The following is a 21,172-nucleotide window of genomic DNA, read 5'->3' as shown; positions in this document are numbered from 1 at the left end:
TGCCCCGGCGCCTTCGCCACGGATATACATCGAAGCGTCACCCGGAGACATGATCGTTATGTCTACAAGGTTAACAATTCTATCAAACATGAAACAAATCGCCGAGGAGCAGGATAAGACCTTGCCGGCGCTCGGGGATCAGACCGTGCTGGTCGAGTCGGGCCTCGACTCGCTGTGCTTCGCGATCCTGGTGGCGCGGCTCGACGCGGAGCTCGGCGTCGACCCGTTCACGACGGCGGAGGACATCGTCTTCCCGGTGACGGTGGGCGACTTCGTGCGGCTCTACGACCAGGCCGTGCTCGATGCCGCGGCCTGAGCCGGGCTGCCTGCGCGACGCGCTCCTGCGTCGCCTCGAGGGCGACGCGGCCCGGCCCGGACCGCCGGGCCGGCTCGCGGGGCCGGGCGCGGAGGTGTCCCTCGGCGCCCTCCCGGGCCTGACGCAGCTCGGCGGCGCGCGCGACGCCCTCGCGGGCCGCGCCGTCCTGATCGCCACCGCCACGCAGTTCTGCGCCGCCGTGGCGCTGATCGAGCTCGACGGGCTCGCGGGGCGGATCGTGCTGGCGCCCCCGGACCTCGACCGGGACCACCTTCCGGAGATCCTGGACCGGGCCGGGATCGAGGCGGTCGTGACCGATCCCGACGGCCCGGCCGTCCTCGGGCAGCAGGCCGGCGGCCGCCTCGTCTGCCCCTGCGGCCCGCTCGCCGCGGCGCCCGCGCCCGCCGCCCCGGCCCGCGCGACCGAGTGGGTGCTCCTCACCTCCGGGACGACCGGGGTGCCCAAGATGGTGGCGCACAGCTTCACCGGCCTGACCGGTGCGATCCGGCCCTGGCCGGTGAACGCCCCGCCGCCGGTCTGGTCGACCTTCTACGACATCCGGCGCTACGGCGGCCTCCAGATCCTCCTGCGGGGCGTGACCGGCACCGGCTCGATGGTGCTGTCGGGCGACGAGCCCGTCGCGGACTTCCTGCGCCGCCTCGCCCGGGAGGGCGCCACCCACGTCTCGGGCACGCCCTCGCACTGGCGCCGGGCCCTGATGAGCCCGGCCGTCGAGGGCTTCCGGCCGCGCTACGTGCGCCTCTCGGGCGAGATCGCCGACCAGGCGGTGCTCGACGCCCTGCGGGCCGCGTTCCCGGAGGCCTCGATCGGCCACGCCTACGCGTCGACCGAGGCCGGCGTCGGGTTCGAGGTCGAGGACGGCCTCGAGGGTTTTCCCGAAGCCTATGTCGGGCGCACCGGGACCGGGGTCGAGCTCCGGGTCGTCGACGGGTCGCTGCGGATCCGCTCCGCCCGGACGGCGAGCGGCTACGTGGGCGCCGACGGGACGGCTCTGCGCGACGCCGGCGGCTTCGTCGACACCGGCGACATGGTGGAGAGGCGAGACGGGCGCTACCACTTCGTCGGGCGCCGCGGCGGCATCATCAACGTCGGCGGGCTCAAGGTGCATCCCGAGGAGGTCGAGGCCGTCATCAACCGCCACCCCCGGGTGCGGATGTCCCTGGTCGAGAGCCGCCGCAACCCGATCACCGGCGCCCTCGTCGCCGCCACGGTGGTGCTGCATCCCGGCGAGGCCGCGCCCGAGGCGGTCAAGGCCGAGATCCTGGCCGCCTGCCGCGGGGCGCTCGCCCCCCACAAGGTGCCCGCCACGCTGCGGGTCGCCGAGGCGCTCGCGGTGACGCAGGGCGGCAAGCTCGCCCGCCCCGGCGCCGGTCCCGCGCGCGAGGTCGCCCGCCATGCGTAACGTCATCGTCACCGGGGGCAGCCGCGGCCTCGGCCTCGGCATCGCCCGCAAGCTCGCCGCCTCGGGCTTCCGGGTGATCGCCGTGGCGCGCCGGCCGAGCGAGGCGCTCGAGGCCGCCGCCGCCGAGGCGCAGGAGGCCGGGACCGGCGCCATCCTGTTCCAGGCCGCCGACATCGGGGTGATCGAGGCCCTGCCGGACCTCGTGCGCGGCATGCGGCGCGCCCACGGGCCGCTCTACGGCCTCGTCAACAACGCCGGCCTCGGCACCGAGGGCCTGCTCGCCACGATGCCGAACGCCGACATCGAGGCGCTGGTGCGGGTCAACACGCTCGCCCCCATCGTGCTCACCAAGTACGCGGTGCGCCAGATGATGGCCGACGGCGCCGGGCGGATCGTCAACGTCAGCTCGATCATCGCCTTCACGGGCTACAACGCCCTGTCGGTCTACGCCGCCACCAAGGCCTCGCTCACCGGCTTCACCCGCTCCCTCGCCCGCGAGGTCGGCAAGCTCGGCGTCACCGTGAATGCCGTGGCGCCCGGCTTCATCGACACCGAGATGACGCAGGCCTTGGGCGAGTCCGAGCGGGGCCGCATCGCCGGCCGCAGCGCCCTGCGCCGGCTGGCCGAGGTCGCCGACGTCGCCCACGCGGTCGACTACCTGATGGGGGACGGCGGGCGCAACGTCACCGGCACGGTGATGACCATCGACGCGGGCAGCACGGCCTGACGCCGCGCCGGCCGCCGGCCGGCGCGCAGCAAGCCGCCCGCGGGCGCGGCCTGCCGGTCGGGCGCGGGGTCGGCGCAGCGGCCCGGAACGCGGAAAAGAAAGGGCGCGGCGCGGGAGAGATCCCGCGCCGCGCCCTTTCTCCGCGCGTCCGGGGCCCGGCGTCAGACCCCGAGGGCCTCGCGCACGCCCGCCGGCCAGCCGGCGGTCTCGAGGCCGTGGGTGGCGAACAGCGCCACGGCCAGGCGGTCGATGCCGAAGGCGACGCAGCCGGTATGGGCGGGCTCGCCCGCCGCGTCGCGCAGGTTCCAGGTCGTGCCGAAATGCTCGCGGTGATAGTTGAAGCTCATGCAGGCGGTGCCGGGGCCGTCGCCGCGCAGGGGCACCAGCAGCTCGAACTTCAGGGCCTGCTCGAGCTGGTTCATGGCCATGAGCTGGCCGACGCGGCCGAAGAAGGGGTCGCTCGCCTGCACCACCTCGTAGGCGAGGCCGAGCCGGTCGGCGAGGGCCGTCGCCTTGTCGACCCAGCGCTGGCGGAACGCCTGGATCTGCGCGGGGCTGCCGATGCAGACGTACTCGCGCATCCGGAACGATTGCAGCCGGTCGAGGTCCCGGGAGGGCTCGCGGCGGAAGCAGTCGCAGGCGACGTCGAAGCGGTAGCCCTCCTCCGGCACCGCGCCCCGCGCCGCCGCGATCGGGTAGACCGGGTAGCAGGCGGCCGGCGTCAGCACGAGGTCGGCGGTCTCGAGGGCGCTCGTCCAATCGCCGCCGGCGTAGTGGCGGTCCACCGCCTTGCGGATGTCGCCCTCGCCGCCCTCCAGGCAGGAGACGCAGCCGAGGAGGTTGGGGAAGCTCTTGAGGTAGCCGTGGGTCTCGAGGTGCCGGCGGCTCATCACCGGCGGGAAGCGGAAGATCTCGGTGCCCTCCTCGCGCTGGCGGGAGATCAGCGCCTGGAGCGCCTCGACGACGCCCTCGTAGCGGCCGGTGCGGGCGTAGACGCCGTCGGCGTTCATCGGCCGGAACAGGCCGTCGAAGAGGCTGTCGAGGGGATCGCGGACGGGCGCCGCGACCTTGGGGCGGATCGGCATGTTCATGGCGTGGGGGTGTCCGTGGTGGCGGGGATGGAGCGGGATCTCAGTCGCGGAGCGAGCCCGGGACGGTGGCCATCAGGGAGGTGGCGGCGAGGTTCGCGACGATCCGGTCGTTGTGGATCATGATCGGCGCCGAGAGGATGTCGCGCAGCGCCCGGCCGACGCTGAAGGCGCCGTCCTGGCGGTAGCCGGCGAGCCCGCAGGCGCGCATGGCGCTCGTCACCGAGGCGACGGCGAGCTCGGAGGTCTCGACCTTCAGCATCGTGATGGCGGTCTGGAAGTCGAGGCTGGCGAGGGCGCGCGGCTCGGCGCTCGCCGCCCGGTAGCGGTCGAGCGCCGCGGCCACGAGGGCCCGCAGGGTCTTGAGCGAGGCCGCCGCCCGGCCGTAATGGGCGGCGCCCGGGGGCATCTGGCCGCCGGCCTGGCGCGCGGCCTGCCGGGTGAAGCCCTGCGCCCGCTCGACCGCCCCGGCCGCGATGCCGGCCCAGGCGCTCGACCACAGGATGTGGGAGACCGGCGTCATCGTCTCGGCGTGGATGGTCTGGTAGGGCACGGGCAGCACCTGCTCGGGCAGGCCGCGGGCCCGCAGGCGGAAGCCGGCGCTGCAGGTGCCGCGCATGCCGAGGGTCTCCCAGCCGCTCAGGCGCTCCAGCGCGTAATCCTCCTTGAGGAAGACCGCGAGCACCTGGTCGGAGGACGCGGCGTCGGGGCCGCGGCGGGCCGTCGTCACCACGCCGTCGGCCTGGGCCCCGTACGAGATCACGCTCGCGGCCCGCTCGAGGGTGACGTGGGCGCCGTCCGGCTCGATGGCGGCGGCGCTCGAGCGCACGTTGCCGCCCCCCTGCCCCTCGGTCGTGGAGGAGGCGAGGAGCAGCTGCTCGGCGCAGAGCCGGCGCAGCAGCGCGTCGTGCCAGGGCTGGCCGCGCCCGTGGTCGACGAGGCACGCCACCTTGGTCTGGTGCATGGCGAAGATCATCGCGGTCGACGCGCAGGCCCGGCCGAGGGCGTAGGTCACGTCCGCCACGCCACCCAGGCCGAGGCCCTCGCCGCCGAGCTCGACCGGCACGAGCAGGCCCAGGAGCCGCTGCGCCCGGGCCGCCGCGAGGGCCTCGGCGGGGAAGCGCGCGTCGCGGTCCACCGCCTCGGCGGCCGCCGCCGCGATGCCGGCGACCACCAGCGCCCGCAGGGCCGGCTCGCCCGGCACCGCCGCGCCGTCCGCCCGCGCCGTCCCGCCGTTCCCGTAGAGATCCTGAATGGTCATGCCGACCTCGCCTGTTCGATGCCGCCCGCGGACGCTGTCGTGACGGCCCTGACCGAGAGGCCGCTGCGCCCGTTCTCGTCGCCACGATGGGACGAAAAAATCTAAGACATGGTGATCCGTCGCGAGATCGTCGGATCTCGCTTCACAAGTGGTGAAGACGATCCCGTACGCCAAGTTTTAAGGCTAATTCGCCGAAAGCTTTGACCGGGCCGGCCGGCCCGATTAACCCTGAGGAACATGGAGGCGGGCTGCACGGCGGCCCGGTCCATTCCACCACGCAGCGAGAGCACCGATGCCGGAGACGACGGCGACCGACACGACGGGCCGGACGGCGGCCCTGGTCCAGGGCATCCTGGAGCAGAAGGGCGCCACCGCGCAGCCCGGCCCGGAGACCTACCTGACCGAGGCGGGGCTGACCTCCCTCGACCTCGTCAACCTGATGTTGGCGATCGAGGCCGAGTTCGACATCATGATCCCGTCGAGCCACCTCAACCCGCAGAGCTTCCGCACCGTGGCGACCATCGCCGCCATGGTGGACGCCGTGCGGCGGGACGCCTCCCTGGCCGCCTGAGCGCGGGAACGGTCCCGGACCGGCCCGGCCCGCCCCGCGGGCCGGGTCTCTCGCGTCGGCGCGCGCGGCCGTGCCGGTCGTCACGGGCGCCCCCCGGCGAGGTGCTCGCGCAGCAGGGCCGCCGCGAGGCCGATCAGCAGCCCGAGCACGAGGCCGGCGAGCACCACCATCGCGCGCGACGGCCCGGTCCGGGTGAGCGGCGGCGTCGCGAGGCGGATCAGGCGGGCGTTGATGGTCTCGAGGGTGTGGCGCTCCTGCAGGTCCTTGGCGCGGTTGAGGAAGGCCTCGTAGACGCCGCGGTCGGCGGCGGCCTCCCGCTCGAGCTCGCGCAGGTGGACCTGCGCCTCGTTGGCGGTGGCGGCCTCGCCCTTCAGGGTCCGGATGCGGCGGTCCAGGATCGCCTCGCTGGAGCGGGCCCGCTCGGCGTCGGCGGCCGCCGCCCGGGCGATGCGGTTGAGCTCGTCGTCGAGCTGCTGGCGCGCCGCCCGCACCCGCAGCGCCATGCCGGTATTGGCCGGGTGGCGGGGGCCGTACACGAGGGCCGTCTCGGATTCGGCCCGCCGGGCCTCCGCCAGGGCCGTGCGCAGGGTCGCGAGGTTCGTCGACTGCAGGGCCTCCGTGGTCCCGTCCGGCAGGTCGCCGCCCCGGCGCAGGCGCTGGATCTGCTCCAGGCGCGCCGCGGCCTCGGCGCTGCGGGTGCGGGCGAGGGCGAGCTGGTTCGTCAGGTCGCCGAGCTGCTGGTCGCCCACGAGGCGCCCGCCGGCGCCGATCAGGTCGCGGCGCTGGCGGTAGCGCTCGACCGCGGCCTCGCTGCGCTGGAGCCGCTCGCGCAGCTCGCCCAGGCGGGCGTCGAGGGCCTCGCTCGCCCGCCCGACCACGAAGGCGCGGGACTGCCCGAGCTCCCGCAGGAAGGCCTCCGAGACCGCGTTGGCGATGCGGGCCGACTTGTCGGCGTCGCTCGTCGTCACGCCGATCTCGATCACGAAGGTCTTGTCCGTGCGGCGCACCGACAGGGAGCGGTCGAGGGCCCGCACGGCCCGCGCCTCGGGCGTCTCGCCCCGGCCCGGCGTCGTCTCGGCCGGGCCGAGCAGGCGCGCCGCGAGGACCGACAGGAGGCCCGGCTCGGGAGCGCCGAAATCCGCGTCCGCGTCGAGGCGCTCGGTGCGCACCACGCCGGTCAGCACGCTGGTGGAGCGCACCACCTGCGCCTGGCTCTCGCTGATCAGGGCCGATTCGTCGCCCGTCGCGGCGCCGGGGTTGAGCTCGTTCTGGAACACCTGGAGGTTGCGCGGGTCGAGGAGGACCCGGGCGGTGGCGTCGTAGCGGGACGGCATCGAGAGCGCGCCGGCGACGGCCACGAGCCCGGCGAGGCCGGTGGCGCCGGCGATCCAGCGCCAGCGCCGGAGCAGGCTCCCCAGGATGCCCCGCAGATCGATGACGGCGGCCGGCATCGGCTCCGCCGCCACGAGCTTGGGCGCACCGACCGTGATCCGCTCCATCCGACCCATTCCAAGCCTCCACTCGCGGCCGCCCGCTCGGGGCCGTGCGGCCCGCCGGGGGCCGGACGGCTCCGGACCCGTCCCGCGATGGGACGGACGGCACCCGTCCCGGCGCGGCCATGCCGGATGACTGCAAGCGGGGGACCAGGGCGCGGGGAGCGACCGAGCGGGGCCGCCCGGCCCCCGCCCGGGCCGCCTCAGCGGTCCGGCAGGACCACGATGCGGGTGAGGGCCGGCTCGGCCGCGAGGCGGCCCGTGAGCACGACGGCCTGGGCCGGCGCGAGGTGGCCGAAGCGCGCCGAGTGGACGGCCCCGGGCTCGCCGTTCCGGAGCAGGGCCGTGCCGAAACCGGACGGTGGCACGAAACGGCACAGCGGCCCGTCCGCGCCCGCGACCATCACCTCCCCGTCCCTCTGCGCGACGGCGAGGTCGGGATGGAGCAGGAAGCGCACCTCCACGGGCAGGGGCCGGGGCGCGCCCTCGAGCCGGTCCGCGATCGCGAGGCCCTCCGGCGTGCGGCTCAGGCGGCGGACGTGGCGCGCGCCGAAGCGCCGCGCGTAGCCCGCATGCGCGCCGGTCACCGACCAGAACCGGCCCGGCTCCTGCGCGGTCAGCGCGGCGTCGGCCCGGCTCGACCAGCTGAAGCCCGCCGAGGCGACGCTCTGGGAGGCGCCCGCGATGCTCAGGGTGTTGTGGGCCGGGCTCTCCCGCAGAGCCGTGCGGCGGGCGCGGCCGGAATGGTACAGGTAGGTCCCGGCGTCGATCAGCACCGGCTGGCCGTCGATGCCGAGCCAGAGCGCCAGGGCGTCGGCGTGGCCGTGGGCCGCGAGCGCGAGGTAGCCGAGGGGCCCGTGGTCGAGGACGACGTGGACGCTCCTCCCGGCGACGCGCTCCCGGGCCGCGCTGTAGCCGCCCTCGGGGAAGACCCGCAGGCCCTCGGGCAGCGCCGCGGGCCGGCGCGCGCCGCGGGTGCCGAACACGGCGTCCCGCAGGTGGAGATCGCGGTCCGGCGGCAGCAGGTCCGGCCGCCCGGTCAGGCCTGCCACCGCCGCCGTCACGGAGGCGACGTAGCGCGGCTCCCGGTCGGGCGGCTGGGCGAGGACGCGACCCTCGTCGTCGTCGCCGATCGCCGGCACGTGGCCGGCCTCGTCCATCAGGGCGAGCAGGAACGCGGCGCCGCGGGCGAGCCGGTCGCCGATTCCGGCCGCGAGCGGCCGGCCGGCCCCGCGGGCGAGCAGCGCCGCGAGGGCGAGCATCTCCATGGTGAAGGCCTGGTAGGTCGGCGATTGCTCGGCCCCGACGCCGTCGGGCAGGATCTGGCGCTCAGCCTCCGCCTCCAGGATGGCGCGGCCCTCCCCCTCCCAGGATGCCCCCCGCTCCGGCAGGAGCAGGCCGGCGACGAGGAGCCCGAGCCCCTCGGCCACCCGGTGGTTGTTGGCCGAGGAATGGAGCGACGGGAACGCCGCGAGGTGGTGCGCGTGGGCCGCCGCGACCTGGCGCACCAGCGCCCGGTCGGCCGGCTCCAGCCCCTCGGGGCCCGCCGCGGCGGCGAGGAGCGCCACGCTCACGAGGCGCATCGCGAGCTCGATGCCCGAGACCCAGTGCACGCCGCCGTAGGGCGGGTTCGCCTCGGCCCAGGAGCGCAGGAGCCCGGCGGCGGCCGGCCCCGCCCAGGCCTCGCCGGCCGCGAGCGCCGCCGCCAGGGGATGCAGGAGCTGGAGCCGGCTCGGCTCCCAGACGTACTTGACGTCCCCGAGCGTCCCGTCCGGGCCCGGCGCGTCCGAGGTGGAGCGCACGTCGACCCGGAACGACGAGGCCTCGGCGCCGGGCCAGCGCCCGCCGGTGACCGGGTCGTGGAGCCAGAACCCGCTCGCCTCGCCCGGCACCTCCAGGAAGGCCGGCGGCCAGTCGCGGCCGAGGAAGCGCAGGCGCCGCTGGCGCACCCGCTCCAGGCTCTCGCGCACCGCCGGCACGTCCGCCGCGGCCGCGAGCCCGGCGCGCAGGTCCGGGAACCCGGGCAGCGGCCCCTCGGCGCCCGGCGGGGCGGCGTCCCAGCCGACCGGGCGGCGGCGCCAGCGCCGCTTGCGCCCCGCCTCCGCGAGCCGGTGGCCGATCTCCGCCGGGCTCATGGCCCGCAGGCGCGCGAGGTACCAGCCGAGGCGCGCCATCCGGGGCGTTCGCGGCCGCGGGGGCGGCGCAGGTCCGGTCTCAGATTGAAACATGTCGAATCCCGATATGACCGGAGCGGCTACAATCCAGAAGCGCAGCCATAGGATCAGTATCGGAAAACGACACTTTTCGGCAGTCCCTGGCTGGTGCCCGTCTTGCTGAACCCGGTGTCATCCGGGCGATGGACGCCCGACAGGGTGCAGGCTCCAATGAAGATCCTTTCCGTGTTCGGAACGCGACCGGAGGCGATCAAGATGGCCCCGGTGATCGCGACGCTGCGGGAGACGCCCGGCGTCACCTCGCGGGTGTGCGTGACCGGGCAGCATCGCGGCATGCTCGACAGCGTGCTGGCCACCTTCGCGATCCGTCCCGACGACGACCTGGCCCTGATGCGGCCCGACCAGACCCTCTCCGACGTCTTCGCCGGGGTGATGACGGGCCTCGACGGCATCCTGGCCGAGTGGCGCCCGGACTACGTCCTGGTCCAGGGCGACACCGCCACCAGCACGGCGGCCGGCATGGCGGCGTTCTTCCGCCGGATCGCCGTGGGGCACGTGGAGGCGGGCCTGCGCACCGGCAACCTCGCGAGCCCCTGGCCCGAGGAGGCCAACCGGCGCGTCACCGCGGTCCTGGCCGAGCGCCACTACGCCCCGACGCAGCGGGCGCGCGCCGCCCTCCTGATGGAGGGGATTGCGGCCGACCGCATCCTCGTCACCGGTAACACGGGCATCGACGCGCTGCTGCGCACCGCCGAGGCGGTCGCGGTCCCGGGCGCGACGCGGTCGCGGCTGGAGGCGGCCTTCGGCTGGCTCGAGGCGGGCGCGCGGACGATCCTTGTCACGGGCCACCGGCGCGAGAGCTTCGGCTCCGGCTTCGAGAGCATCTGCGAGGCCCTCGCCCGCATCGCCGGCCGTCCCGGCGTGCAGGTCGTCTACCCGGTCCACCCGAACCCGAACGTCCGCGGCCCCGTGCACGCCCGCCTCGGGGGGATCCCGGGCATCCGCCTGATCGAGCCCCTCGACTACCCGGAATTCGTCTACCTGATGACCCGCGCCAGCCTGATCCTGACGGATTCCGGCGGCGTGCAGGAGGAGGCGCCCGTCCTGCGCAAGCCCGTGCTGGTGATGCGCGACACGAGCGAGCGCGCCGAGGCCGTCGAGGCCGGCGTCGCGCGCCTCGTCGGCACCGACCCGGCGACCATCGTGTCGGCGGTCCACCGGCTCCTCGACGATTCCGCGACCTACGCCGCGATGGCGAGCGGCGCGAGCCCGTTCGGCGACGGCCACGCCAGCGACCGCATCGTGGCGGACCTCGTGGCCCATGCCGGAGCGCCGATGCCGGTGCGCCTGCGCCCGCTCATCCCGCGCGAGTTCGCCGATCCCGCCCGGGCCGCCCGCGGCGCCCAGCGCATCGCCTGACCCCGCCCCCTTCGATCCAGATTCCTTCCCGGAGACACGCGTTCATGACCACGACCCGTCAGACCATCTCGGTGATCGGCCTCGGCTACGTCGGCCTGCCCACCGCCGCGACCTTCGCGTCCCGCGGCCTCCAGGTCATCGGGGTCGACATCCGGGAGGACGCCGTCGCGCGCATCCGCTCGGGCGAGGCCCACTTCATCGAGCCCGACCTCGACATCGTGCTGCGCGCCGTCGTCACCTCCGGCAACCTGCGCGCCACGACGGTGCCCGAGGCCGCCGACGCCTTCCTGATCGCGGTGCCGACGCCGATCCGGGACGACCGCAGCGCCGACCTCGGCGCCGTGCGGGCCGCCCTCGCGTCGATCGCCCCGGTGCTGAAGCGCGGCGACCTCGTGATCATCGAGTCCACCTGCCCGGTCGGCAGCACCCAGAAGGCCGCCGAGCAGCTCCGCTCCCTGCGCCCCGACCTCAGCTTCCCCGACACCGCGCCGGAATGCTCCGACGTGCTCCTGGCCTACAGCCCGGAGCGCATCCTGCCCGGCCAGACCCTGCGCGAGCTCATCGACAACCCGCGCACCTACGGCGGCCTCGACCGGCGCAGCGCCGTGGCGGCCCGCGACCTCTACGCCGCCTTCGCGACCGGCCCGAACCGGCTGACCACGGCGCCCGCCGCCGAGCTCTCGAAGCTCGTCGAGAACGCCTACCGGGACGTCAACGTCGCCTTCGCCAACGAGCTGTCGCTGGTCTGCGACGCCTTCGGCCTCGACGTCTGGTCGGTGATCCGCCTGGCGAACCTCCACCCGCGGGTGAACATCCTGTCGCCGGGCGCCGGCGTCGGCGGCCACTGCATCCCGGTCGATCCCTGGTTCATCCACGAGGCGCTGCCGAACCACACGCCGCTGATCCGCGCCGCCCGCGAGGTGAACGACAACAAGCCCCACTTCCTGGCCGACCGCATCGCCACGATCGCGTCGCGCTTCCGCGAGCCGACGATCGCGCTCCTCGGGCTCGCCTACAAGCCGAACGTCGACGACCTGCGCGAGAGCCCGGCCCTCCACATCGCCAACGCCCTGGCGGAGCGCCAGGCCGGGCGGCTGATGATCGTCGAGCCCCACATCCGCGAGCTGCCCGCGAGCCTGCGCGGCCGCAACGACGTCGTGCTCTCGTCCCTCGGCGAGGCGGTCGCGTCCGCCGACATCGTCGGCATCCTGGTGGCGCACGACCGCTTCCGCGGCCTCAACGCCGGCACAGTCGCCTCGAAGATCGTGGTCGACGCCGCCGGCCTCCTCGCCAACGCGGCCGAGGCCGCCTGATCCGCCGCCCCCATCGAGGACACAATCCCATGCGCGTCGAGCTCCTCGGCCTTCCGGTCGACCTCCTCAGCCACCGCGAGACCGTCGCACGGGCGCTCGCCGCCATGCGGGGCGAGGCGCCGCGGTGCCAGCACGTCGCCCTCAACGTCGCCAAGCTCGTCACCGCCCGCCGGGACCCGGAGCTCGACCGCGACGTCCGGGAGAGCGACCTCGTGGGCATCGACGGCGCCGGCATCGCGCTGGCACTGCGCCTCCAGGGGCACGGCCGGCCCGAGCGCGTCGCGGGCATCGACCTGTTCGAGAGCCTGATGGGCGCCTGCGCGGCTGAGGGGTTCCGGCCCTTCCTGCTCGGCGCCAAGCCCGACGTGGTGGCGGATGCCGGCCGCGCCCTGGTGCGGCGCCACCCGGGCCTCGCGCTCGCGGGCAGCCACCACGGCTACTTCCGCCCCGACCAGGAGGCGGAGATCTGCCGGCGCATCGTCGCGAGCGGGGCCGACTGCCTGTTCGTGGCCCTGCCGACGCCCCAGAAGGAGCGCTTCATGCACCGCCACCGGGACGCCCTCGGCGTGCCCTTCGTGATGGGGGTCGGCGGCTCCCTCGACGTCGTGGCCGGCCGGGTCCGGCGCGCGCCCCGGCTCGTGCAGATCATGGGGGCCGAGTGGGCCTACCGGCTCGCCCAGGAGCCCCGGCGCCTCGCCTCGCGCTACCTTCGCACCAACGCCGTCTTCGCCGGGCTCCTCCTCGCCGACGCGGCCCGTCGCCTGACCGCCCGGCGCCCCGGCGCCGTGCCCCGGACGAGGACCTGACACGATGGCGCGCGCCGCCTACACCCTCTACTTCGTGGCCAACCTCGCGCCCCGGGCGCTGATGTTCGTGCTGCTCCTCGTGCTCACCCGCCTGATGCCGATGGCGGAGTACGGGCTGTTCGTGCTCGTGATCACGACGGGCGAGCTCTTCGACATGGCGCTCGGCAACTGGGTCCGGGTGTTCGCCCTGCGCAGCGAGGGGGGCAGCGGGCGGGTGCGGCCGCGCCGCTTCGGGCGGATCGTCGCGCTGACCGGGGTGACGACCGGCGTCTCCCTCGCCCTCGCGGCGGCGAGCGGCCTCGTGCGCCAGGAGCAGGGCACGCCCTTCGCGCTCGCGGTCGCCGCCTACCTGATCGCCTTCGCGCCCCTGCGCCTGTCGCTGATCCTGCTGCAGATCCGGCGCATGCACCGCTCCTACGCGGCCGTCGAAGCGCTGCGGGCGGGCGGCACCCTGCTGGCCGCCACGGGCGCGGCCCTCGCGGTCGGCCCGAACTTCCTCGCGACCGCCCTGGGCCTTGCCGGGGCCACGCTGCTCGCGGGCCTCGTCGGCCTGGCGCTCGCCCTGCGGGGCGTCGCCCCGCCCCAGCGGGCGCGCACCGGCTACGGCGCCGCGCTGGCGTTCGGCCTGCCGATCATGCTGGCGAGCCTGCTGGCCTACACGCTGGGGCTCGTCGACCGCTACGCCGTCGACGTCCTGATGGGCCCCCACGCGGTCGCGGTCCTGGCCGCCGCCTACTCGCTCTCGCGCCAGCCCGTCGACCTCTTCGCCGGACCGCTCAACAGCTACGCCTTCCCGCACCTCGTGCGGACCTACGAGCGGGACGGCGCCGCCGCGGCCGGCCAGGCGCAGGCGGGCCTCCTCATGACCCTGATGATGATCGGGGGCGCGATCGTGGCCGGCCTCGCCCTGCTCGCCTGCCCGCTCCTCGCCGTCGTGCTGCCCGAGGATTACCGGCCGGACGGGGCCCTGCTGGTGCCGTGGCTCGCCCTCGGGTCGCTGTTCATCATCACGAAGTTCTTCATCTTCGACAACGCCTTCCACCTCTCGAAGCGGACCTGGCTGCAGCCGGTCTCGATGCTGCCCTCCGCGCTCCTCGGGCTGCTGCTCTGCTGCGTGCTGATCCCGCGCCTCGGCATCGTGGGGGCGGGCATCGCCTACGCGATGGCGGGCGCCGCCGCCTGCCTGGTCACCGGGCTCGTCACCTCCCGGGTCGTGCCGATCCCGATGCCCTGGGGCGGGCTCGCGCGGATCGCGGCCTCGAATGTCTGCGCCGCCCTGGTGCTGGTCGGCGTGCGCAACCTCCTGGGGCCGGCCGGCCCGCTCGCGGTGCTGGTCGGCAGCACGCTCGCCTACGGGGTGGTCTACGCCGCGGCGCTGACGCTGCTCGGCGTCTCGATCCGCCGGGCCCTCGAGGCGCCCTGGGACCTGCCGGGGTCAGCCGCGGAGGCGGGCGTCACCCTCAAGGCCCTGCCGAGGACCTCCTCCCTGCGCAGAACCTCCTCCCTGCCCGAGACCTCCCTGCCCGAGACCTCCCTGCCCAAGCCCTGAGGCGGTCTCCCGGATCACGTCGTCGAACAGGGCGAGGTAGTCATGCACCACCCGATGCGTCGCGTAGCGCTGGGCCCGCGCGACCCGCGGCGCCGGATCGCCCGGCCGGGCGAGCGCCCCGGCGAGGGCGCGCGCCAGCCCGTCCACGTCGCCGACCGGCACGAGGGCGCCGTGCCGGCCGTCCTCCAGGATCTCGCGGGGGCCGCCGCAATCCGTCGCGACGACCGGCAGGCCGGAGGCCAGGGCCTCGACCACGACGTTGCCGAACCCCTCGCTGAGGGACGAGAGGGCGAAGACCCGGCCCTCGCCGTAGGCCGGCCAGGGGTTCGCGGCGTAGCCGGGCAGGACCAGGCGCGCGCCGAAGCCGAGGTCGTTGGCCAGGGCCTGCAGCGCGCCCCGCTCCGGCCCCTCGCCGTGGATCACCAGGGTCGCGTCGCCGGGCAGGCGGGCGGCCGCCCGGATCAGGGTGGGAAAATCCTTCTCGCGCACGAGGCGGCCGAGGGCCACGATGGTGGCCGGCCGGGCGAGCAGCTCCGCCTCGCCGAGCGCGGCGCGGGCCGCCTCGACCGGGATGGCGTTCGGGATGGCGACGACCCGGGCGGCGAGGCCCCGCCACTCCTCGACGAGGTGGCGCCGCAGGCTCTGCGAGACGCAGACCGTGCGGGCGGCGCGGCGGGTCAGGAGGGGGCTCAGCGCGAAGGCGGCCCAGCCGAGGCGCCCGCGGCCGACGTCGGAGCGCCCGTGGAACGACAGGACGATCGGGATGCGGCCGGCGCGGGCGAGGGCCTGCGCCGCCGCGAGCTTCAGGTTCGCGGCCCCGCCGACCGCCAGCACCACGTCGGCGGTCCCCGCCGCGAGGTGGCGGGCGAGGGCCCGCACGGCGCCGGCATGCGAGCGGCCGAGGGGCACGACGGCGACGGCCGGATCCAGGAAGCCGCGGTTCTCCGCCGCCTCGAAGTCCACGAACAGCCGGACCTCCGCCCCCGCGGCCCGGAAGCCGGAGGCGAGGATCGCCGCCGCGCGCTCCGCCCCGCCCCCGACCAGGGCCGGGACGTAGACGGCGATGCGGGGCAGGGTCGCGGTGGGCATCGGGCGTCTCCCACGATGGCGGCGGCGAGACCCGTGGGTTTCGCGCGCCGGCCTCCATCGAAACACAACCTTTGGCGGGTAGGCCTCGGCCCGGATGGAAGGGTCTCCCGCCGGTCGCCCGGGACCCTAGGCCCCACCGGTTGCAGAGCGATGAACGCGGGAGGACCGCACCCATGAACGCCCTCGACGTCGCACGGGGCGCCTACGCGCGCCTCCCCCTCGGCACGCGCCTCGGCCTCGGCCGGGTCCTGCGCCACGTCCCGCCGGCCCTGAAGTACGGCGGCACCTACCGGACCTGGCGCGCCCGCATCGCCCGGGCGGGGCGCGACCCGGCCTTCGCGCAGGCCGCGCAGGACGCCGCCCTCCTGGCCCTCGTCGCGCGGGCCCGGGACGCGAGCCCCGCCTGGAGGGCGCGGCTCGCGCCGGCGCTCGGGGACGGGCCCCTCGACGGCGCCGCGCTCCGGGCGGCCTGGGCCCGCATCCCGGTCCTGACCGGGGCGGAGGTGGTGGCCGAGGGACGGCGCCTCTGCACCAGGGATCCCTCCCGGCTCGACGAGTGCGTCACGGGCGGCAGCTCCGGCCGGCCGGTCAAGTTCCTCATCGACCGCGGCCGCTCGCCGATCGAGTACGCCTTCGTGCACGACGCCTGGGCCCGGGCCGGGTTCGGCCCCGGCGACACCCGGGCGGTGTTCCGCGGGGTCGACATCGCCGGGCCGGACCACATGCACGACGAGCCGGCCCTGGGCGAGCTGCGCTGCTCGGTGTTCCACCTCTCGGACGGCGTGATGGCCGGCTACCTCGCGGCGATCCGCGCCCGCGGCATCGCGTTCCTGCACGGCTACCCCTCGGCGCTCGCGATCTTCGCCGCCTACGTCCTGCGGGCGCACGCGCCCCTGCGGCAGATCCGGGGCGTGCTGCCGGTCTCCGAGCGCATCCCGGCCCCGCTGCGGCGCAACCTGGAGCGGGCCTTCCCGGAGGCCGTGCTGGCGCCCTTCTACGGCCTGTCCGAGAAGGTCGCCTTCGCCAACGAGGTCCGGGGGGAGCCCGACACCTACGCGTTCGAGCCCCTCTACGGCCTGACCGAGATCGTCGATCCCGCGGGCGAGCCGGTGACGCGGCCGGGCGGGCGCGGGCGGCTCGTCTCGACCGGCCTCCTGTTCCCGGGCATGCCGCTGATCCGCTACGAGACCGGCGACGAGGCCGAGCTCGTCGAGGCGGCGAGCCCGCAGAACGGCGCCCGCCTGCGCGTCCGCCGCATCGTGCCGCGGCACGGCCACGACTACCTCGTCGGGCGCTCCGGCATCCTGGTGCCGCTCTCCGGCATGCTCCAGGTCGACGAGGAGATCCTGGGCGTCGGCGAGTTCCAGTTCGTCCAGGAGGAGCCGGGCCGCGTCTCGCTGCGCATCGTGCCCCGCAACGGCGCCGTGCCGGACTTCACCGGCTACCTGCTGCGGGCGAACCGCAAGGCGGCCGGGGAGCTCGAGATGCGGCTCGAGATCGTCGACCAAATCCCCACCACGGTGCGGGGCAAGCGGAAGTTCATCGACCAGCGCCTGCCCGTCGCCCGCGACGCCGCCCGCCTCGCGGATTCCGACCTCGCGGACGCCGATGCGGCGGCGGACTAGGGCCGGTGCGGGCGAGCGGGTCAGGGCCGGCCGGCGACCTCGCGGTAGAGCGCGGCCAGCCGGTCGGCGAGGGCGTCGAGCGTGAAGCTCTCCTCGTAGTGGCGGCGCGAGGCCGCCTGCATCGCCCCGAGCCGGGCCCGGTCGCCGATGAGGCCCGCGAGGGCGTCCGCGACCGCCGCGGGGTCGCGCGTCACGATCAGGCCGTTCTCGCCGTCGCGCACGATGGCCCGGGTCTCGGCGATCGGCGTCGCCACCAGGGCGGCGCCCGCGCAGGCGCCCTCGATCAGGGAGAGCGGCATGTTCTCGGCGAGGGAGGGCAGCACCACGATGTCGGCCTCCCGCATCAGGCGGTGGACCTCCTCGGGCGGCGTCCAGCCGGTGAACGCGACGCGCCCCGACAGGCCCGCCTCCGCGGCGAGCCGCCGGCAGCGCTCGACCTCGCCGTTGCCCGCGACCGTGCAGGTCCATTGCGCCTCCGGGGGCAGGCGCGCCAGGGCGGCGATCAGCACCGGCACGCCCTTGCGCTCGCCGACCTCGCCGGCGAGGAGGAGGCGCACCGGGCCCTGGCCTGCCACCTTCGGCAGGGCGAGGTCGCGGGCGAAGTCCGCGATGCCGTTCGGCACGACCCGGACGCGCTCGGGGCGCACGCCCGCCGCCTCGATGAAGCGGCCCCGCGACACCTCGCCGAGGGCCACGACCCGGTCGGCGAGCCGGCACAGGGCCACGAAGAGCCGTCCCGCCGCGTCCCGGGCCGCGATCCCCTCGAGGGGGAACTGCCCGTGGAAGTGGATCACCACCGGGTGGCCGAAGGCCCGGGCGAGCCGCGCCAGGGCCCATTTGCGCGGCAGGCTGCCGCCGGTCGCGAAGTTGAGGTGGACGACGTCGGGGCGGAACCGCGCCAGGGCGAGGGCGAAGCCCGCCGCCCGGACGGGGAACTCCGCCATCCAGCGCCGGCCCTCGGCGGGGCCGCGGCTCGCGAGGTAGCGGGTCTCGAGCCCGTCCCCCGCCCCGAGGCGGCCGGCGCCCCGGAGGTAGCGGTAGAGCCGGTCGATGCCCCCCCGACCCTCGGGGCCCGTGGGCGTGACGCACAGCACGCGCAGCGGCCGCGGGTGCGTCCCTGCGGCCGGCGGGGCCCCGGCGTGGATGGTCACGGGCGACTCCCGGCTCTCGGCATCGCGCGAGCCTGGGCCGCCCGGCCTCAACAAAGCCTTACGGCCCGCCGCGAGGGCGGGCCGGACCGGCCGGGATTCCGGCGCGGGCGGGGCGGGGCGCGGGAATATTGTGTGGATCGAGACGCAATATTAACCGTTCTGCCGTGTTGCTGGCCCGCCACGTCGTTTACGGATCGCCACGACGCAGCGGAATGGCGGCGATGAGCAGTCTCGACAGGACCATCGAGGGGCAGCCGGACGGCAGGGCGACGCCGCTCTACTCTGCTCTGTTCCTGTCGTTCGCGGGCCTGATCCTGGCGCGGATCGCCGTGAATTCCCGCCTGCTCGACCTCGTGATGAGCTACACGTCCGAGGGCGGATCGATCGTGGAGAAGATCCACCCGACCTTCTGGGGACTGCTCGCGGTCGGCGTGGTCGTGCTGCTCAACTTCCGCATCGTGCTCACGGAGTGGGAATTGCGGGTGGTGCGGGCCCTGATGGCGTTCTGCGCCACCGCCGCCGGCCTCCTGGTCTTCGCCTCGGTCACCGGCCACAGCAGCTCGGTCGGCTACCTCCTCGACAGCTACGTCACCCACATCGCCCTGGTGCTGCTGTTCGCGTTCCCGCAGGCCTGGCGCCGGGGGCTCGGGCACGCGCTCCTCGGCTACATGGTGCTGAGCGCCCTCGTGGCGGTCGCGGAGTTCGTCCTCAAGGTGCGGGTGATGCCGTTCAGCGAGGGCGAGGCGGTGTTCCGTCCGACCGGCCTGACCACCCACCCCCTGGAGCTCGGGCTCTGGTGCGCGGTCGCCATCGGCTTCGTGGCGGCGGGCGACTGGCCGCGGGGGGGCAAGCTCGCGGCGGGCGCCATCCTGCTCGCGGGCTGCGTCGTCTCGGGCGCGCGCCTCGCCACCCTGGTGGGGGGGGCCTGCGCGCTCGTCCTGATGGTGGCGCAGGCCGGCGCCGGCCTGGAGCCGCGCCGCCGGCAGGAGCGCCGGCTGCTCGTGGCGCTCGGCGCCGTCCTCGTCGGCCCGGTCGTGCTCGCCGGCCTCGTCGCGGCGGGCGCCCTCGGCCGCTTCGGCGGCGGCATCGCCGACGAGAACGCCTCGGCGCGCATCGAGGTCTACGGCGTGCTCGCCTTCCTGCCGTGGCGCGACATCCTCCTCGGCGGCGACATCGACGCCGTGCTCAAGCTCGTGCAGGAGAAGTACGGCCTGCCCTTCATCGAGAGCTCACTCCTCGTCTTCGTGGTGCAGTTCGGGCTCTTCGGCGCCGCCCTCCTGCTCGGCATGATGGCGCGCCTCGTCCGGGTCATCCTGCGGGGCTCGCGCCCGAGCGCCGCGATGGCGGTCGTGGCGTTCTTCGCCATCGCGCTCAGCAACAACGGCCTCTCGACGAAGACCTCCTCGGTGTTCCTGATCATCGTGCTGGCGGTGACCATGCATCCGGGCGGGCCGCCCCGCCGCGCGCCCGGCCCGGGGGCCGCGTGATGCTGGAGGGCGGGCTCACCCCGCGGGAGGGCCCTGCTCCCGGGCCGGGCGGGCCCGCGGCCCCGGAGGGCGCGGCGCGCATCGTCGTGCGCCTCGACCCGCAGCGGCTCTGGCGCTGGCAGGTCTGGCTCCTCGACGCGCTGGCGGCGCTGCCCGGCCGGCGCGTCGCGGTGGCGTTCGCGGAGGGGCGGCCCTACCCGGCGGCGCTGCGGCTCCTCCTCGAGCTCGAGCGGCCGGTCTTCCGCCTGAAGGGCGAGCAGGCGGCCGACCTCGTGGCCTCCGGCCCGGTCCGGTCGGCCTGGCCGGTCCCGAGCGGCCCGGCCGACCTCCTGATCGATCTCGCCGAGCCCGCGGCCGACGGGGGCGCGGGCCTCTGCCCGCTCTACAACGGGTGCGCGGGCGACGAGGGGCTCGTGGCCGCCGTCATGGCGGGCGCGCCGATCCGCCTCCGCCTGTCGGGCGGCGCACGCCCGGCCGGCGGAGACCTGGCGGGCGGAGACCTGACTGGCGGAGACGTGATTGGCGGAGACCTGGCCGGCGAGGATGTGGCCGGCGACGATCCGGAGCTGCTGCCGGCGGTGGAGAGCCGCACGGTGCTGACCCGGGCGCTCAACCGCGTCTTCAGCGCGGTGCTCACCCTCTGCCTCGCCGAGGCCGGCCGGCCCCTGCCGGCACCCTCCCCGGGCCGGACCGCCCGGCCGGGGCCGCGGGTCGGCGCCGCCGCCGTGGCGGGGTTCGCCGCCCGCACGGGCGCCCGCAAGCTCGCCGAGCGCCTGACGGACCTCTGCACGCGCCCCGAGCGCTGGCACGTCGGCTGGCGCCGCCTCGCGCACGAGGACGCGTTCCTCGGCCGCACGCGACGCCTGCCGGAGGGCGGCTACACGGTCCTGCCCGACGACGGGCGGCGCTACTACGCCGATCCGTTCCTGTACCGCGCGGGCGACCGGCGCTTCCTCTTCGTCGAGGAATACTGCTACGCCCGCCGGAAGGGCCTGATCTCGGCGGCCGAGATCGCCCCGGACGGCAGCATCGGGACGCCGCGCCCGGTCCTCGAGGAGGCCCACCACCTCTCCTACCCGTTCGTGTTCGGCCATGCCGGCGCGGCCTGGATGATCCCGGAGAGTTCCGTCGCGGGCCGCGTCGAACTCTACCGGGCCGCGGCGCTGCCCGACCGCTGGGAGCGCGCCGCCATCCTCCTCGACGGGATCGCGGCCTCCGACGTGACCCTGACGCGGGCGGGCGGGCTGTGGTGGATGTTCGCCTGCACGCATCCCTTCCAGGCCTCGGTGCGCGACACGCTGAGCCTGTTCTCCGCCCCCGACCTCCTCGGCCCCTGGACGCCGCACCCGCGCAACCCCGTGGTGCTGGACCTGCGGGCGGCGCGGCCGGGCGGCCACCTCTACCGGCTCGGCGGCGAGCTCTGGCGCCCGGCCCAGGACGCCAGCGGCGGCTACGGGTCGGCGCTGGCGCTCTGCCGCGTCGACGCCCTCACGCCGACCGCCTACCGCCAGACCCTGGCGGCCGTGGTCGCGCCGGGTCCGGCCTGGGCCCGGTCGGGCCTCCACACCCTCAACCGGGACGGGACGCTCGAGGTCGTGGACGGCATGTTCTGAGGCCCGGCGCCGGCGGGCCCGGTTGCCCGCCGGGAGCGGGCCCGGCCGCCCGCCGGGAGCGGGCCCG

The 21,172-nt window shown here is 75.6% G+C and carries 17 protein-coding genes; 11 read left to right on the top strand and 6 right to left on the bottom strand.

What is annotated here, in order from left to right; all coding sequences use genetic code 11:
- The first annotated feature begins 88 nt into the window (after nt 1–88).
- From DT057_RS10075 to DT057_RS10065, 3 genes are read left to right on the top strand one after another with little or no spacing between them, the layout of a single operon-like run.
- Nucleotides 89–316 (top strand): acyl carrier protein, encoded by a 228-nt coding sequence (locus DT057_RS10075; protein ID WP_162501367.1) that lies wholly within the window; start codon nt 89–91, stop codon nt 314–316.
- Nucleotides 303–1,739: an ANL family adenylate-forming protein gene (locus tag DT057_RS10070; protein WP_128561961.1), complete on the top strand. Its 1,437-nt coding sequence runs from the start codon at nt 303–305 to the stop codon at nt 1,737–1,739. The genes DT057_RS10075 and DT057_RS10070 overlap by 14 nt, the downstream gene beginning before the upstream one ends.
- Nucleotides 1,732–2,466 carry an SDR family NAD(P)-dependent oxidoreductase gene (locus tag DT057_RS10065; protein ID WP_128561960.1) on the top strand — a complete coding sequence of 245 codons (735 nt, stop codon included), beginning with the start codon at nt 1,732–1,734 and terminating at the stop codon, nt 2,464–2,466. The genes DT057_RS10070 and DT057_RS10065 overlap by 8 nt, the downstream gene beginning before the upstream one ends.
- 161 nt (nt 2,467–2,627) lie before the next feature.
- Here DT057_RS10065 and DT057_RS10060 read toward each other — a convergent pair whose 3' ends face one another.
- Both DT057_RS10060 and DT057_RS10055 read right to left on the bottom strand, forming a co-directional pair.
- On the bottom strand, nt 2,628–3,557 hold the full coding sequence (locus tag DT057_RS10060) for an amino acid--[acyl-carrier-protein] ligase (RefSeq protein WP_128561959.1): 930 nt from the start codon (nt 3,555–3,557) through the stop codon (nt 2,628–2,630).
- A 40-nt stretch (nt 3,558–3,597) separates the two neighbouring features.
- Nucleotides 3,598–4,815 carry an acyl-CoA dehydrogenase family protein gene (locus tag DT057_RS10055; protein ID WP_128561958.1) on the bottom strand — a complete coding sequence of 406 codons (1,218 nt, stop codon included), beginning with the start codon at nt 4,813–4,815 and terminating at the stop codon, nt 3,598–3,600.
- A 292-nt stretch (nt 4,816–5,107) separates the two neighbouring features.
- Between DT057_RS10055 and DT057_RS10050 the strand changes: the two genes are divergently transcribed.
- Nucleotides 5,108–5,386 carry a phosphopantetheine-binding protein gene (locus tag DT057_RS10050; RefSeq protein WP_128561957.1) on the top strand — a complete coding sequence of 93 codons (279 nt, stop codon included), beginning with the start codon at nt 5,108–5,110 and terminating at the stop codon, nt 5,384–5,386.
- 80 nt (nt 5,387–5,466) lie between these two features.
- Here DT057_RS10050 and DT057_RS10045 read toward each other — a convergent pair whose 3' ends face one another.
- Together DT057_RS10045 and DT057_RS10040 are read right to left on the bottom strand one after the other, a co-directional pair.
- Nucleotides 5,467–6,894, bottom strand: a complete 1,428-nt coding sequence (locus tag DT057_RS10045; RefSeq protein ID WP_128561956.1) for a GumC family protein — start codon at nt 6,892–6,894, stop codon at nt 5,467–5,469.
- Nucleotides 6,895–7,082: 188 nt separating this feature from the next.
- Nucleotides 7,083–9,053 (bottom strand): heparinase II/III family protein, encoded by a 1,971-nt coding sequence (locus DT057_RS10040; protein WP_162501365.1) that lies wholly within the window; start codon nt 9,051–9,053, stop codon nt 7,083–7,085.
- Nucleotides 9,054–9,263: 210 nt separating this feature from the next.
- On the opposite strand from DT057_RS10040, the gene wecB reads away from it, so the two are divergent.
- Genes wecB through DT057_RS10020 form a run of 4 tightly spaced genes read left to right on the top strand, consistent with a single transcriptional unit; the run spans nt 9,264 to nt 14,140 of the window.
- Entirely contained in the window at nt 9,264–10,472 is a 1,209-nt protein-coding gene (gene wecB, locus DT057_RS10035) for a non-hydrolyzing UDP-N-acetylglucosamine 2-epimerase (protein WP_128561954.1), read from the top strand.
- 44 nt (nt 10,473–10,516) lie between these two features.
- Nucleotides 10,517–11,785, top strand: coding sequence for a UDP-N-acetyl-D-mannosamine dehydrogenase (gene wecC / locus DT057_RS10030; RefSeq protein ID WP_128561953.1), 1,269 nt, complete (start codon nt 10,517–10,519; stop codon nt 11,783–11,785).
- Between the two features lie 29 nt (nt 11,786–11,814).
- A complete protein-coding gene (locus tag DT057_RS10025; protein ID WP_128561952.1) occupies nt 11,815–12,591 on the top strand; it encodes a WecB/TagA/CpsF family glycosyltransferase in 777 nt (258 codons plus the stop codon).
- Nucleotides 12,592–12,595: 4 nt separating this feature from the next.
- On the top strand, nt 12,596–14,140 hold the full coding sequence (locus DT057_RS10020; RefSeq protein WP_128561951.1) for a lipopolysaccharide biosynthesis protein: 1,545 nt from the start codon (nt 12,596–12,598) through the stop codon (nt 14,138–14,140).
- Here DT057_RS10020 and DT057_RS10015 read toward each other — a convergent pair.
- Entirely contained in the window at nt 14,027–15,229 is a 1,203-nt protein-coding gene (locus tag DT057_RS10015) for a glycosyltransferase (RefSeq protein WP_128561950.1), read from the bottom strand. The genes DT057_RS10020 and DT057_RS10015 overlap by 114 nt on opposite strands.
- Nucleotides 15,230–15,402: 173 nt before the next feature.
- On the opposite strand from DT057_RS10015, the gene DT057_RS10010 reads away from it, so the two are divergent.
- Nucleotides 15,403–16,854, top strand: a complete 1,452-nt coding sequence (locus DT057_RS10010) for a phenylacetate--CoA ligase family protein (RefSeq protein ID WP_203236240.1) — start codon at nt 15,403–15,405, stop codon at nt 16,852–16,854.
- 20 nt (nt 16,855–16,874) lie between these two features.
- On the opposite strand, the gene DT057_RS10005 is transcribed toward DT057_RS10010, so the two are convergent.
- Complete coding sequence (locus DT057_RS10005; protein WP_128561949.1) at nt 16,875–18,005, bottom strand: glycosyltransferase family 4 protein; 1,131 nt, start codon at nt 18,003–18,005, stop codon at nt 16,875–16,877.
- A gap of 221 nt (nt 18,006–18,226) precedes the next feature.
- On the opposite strand from DT057_RS10005, the gene DT057_RS10000 reads away from it, so the two are divergent.
- Nucleotides 18,227–19,492 carry a VpsF family polysaccharide biosynthesis protein gene (locus DT057_RS10000; RefSeq protein WP_128561948.1) on the top strand — a complete coding sequence of 422 codons (1,266 nt, stop codon included), beginning with the start codon at nt 18,227–18,229 and terminating at the stop codon, nt 19,490–19,492.
- A complete protein-coding gene (locus DT057_RS09995) occupies nt 19,492–21,105 on the top strand; it encodes a glucosamine inositolphosphorylceramide transferase family protein (RefSeq protein WP_128561947.1) in 1,614 nt (537 codons plus the stop codon). Before DT057_RS10000 ends, DT057_RS09995 begins: the two co-directional genes overlap by 1 nt.
- The last annotated feature ends 67 nt before the right edge of the window (nt 21,106–21,172 follow it).

This window comes from Methylobacterium crusticola (assembly GCF_003574465.1).
GTDB lineage: Bacteria > Pseudomonadota > Alphaproteobacteria > Rhizobiales > Beijerinckiaceae > Methylobacterium > Methylobacterium crusticola.
This window is presented reverse-complemented; position numbering and strand designations above follow the sequence as displayed.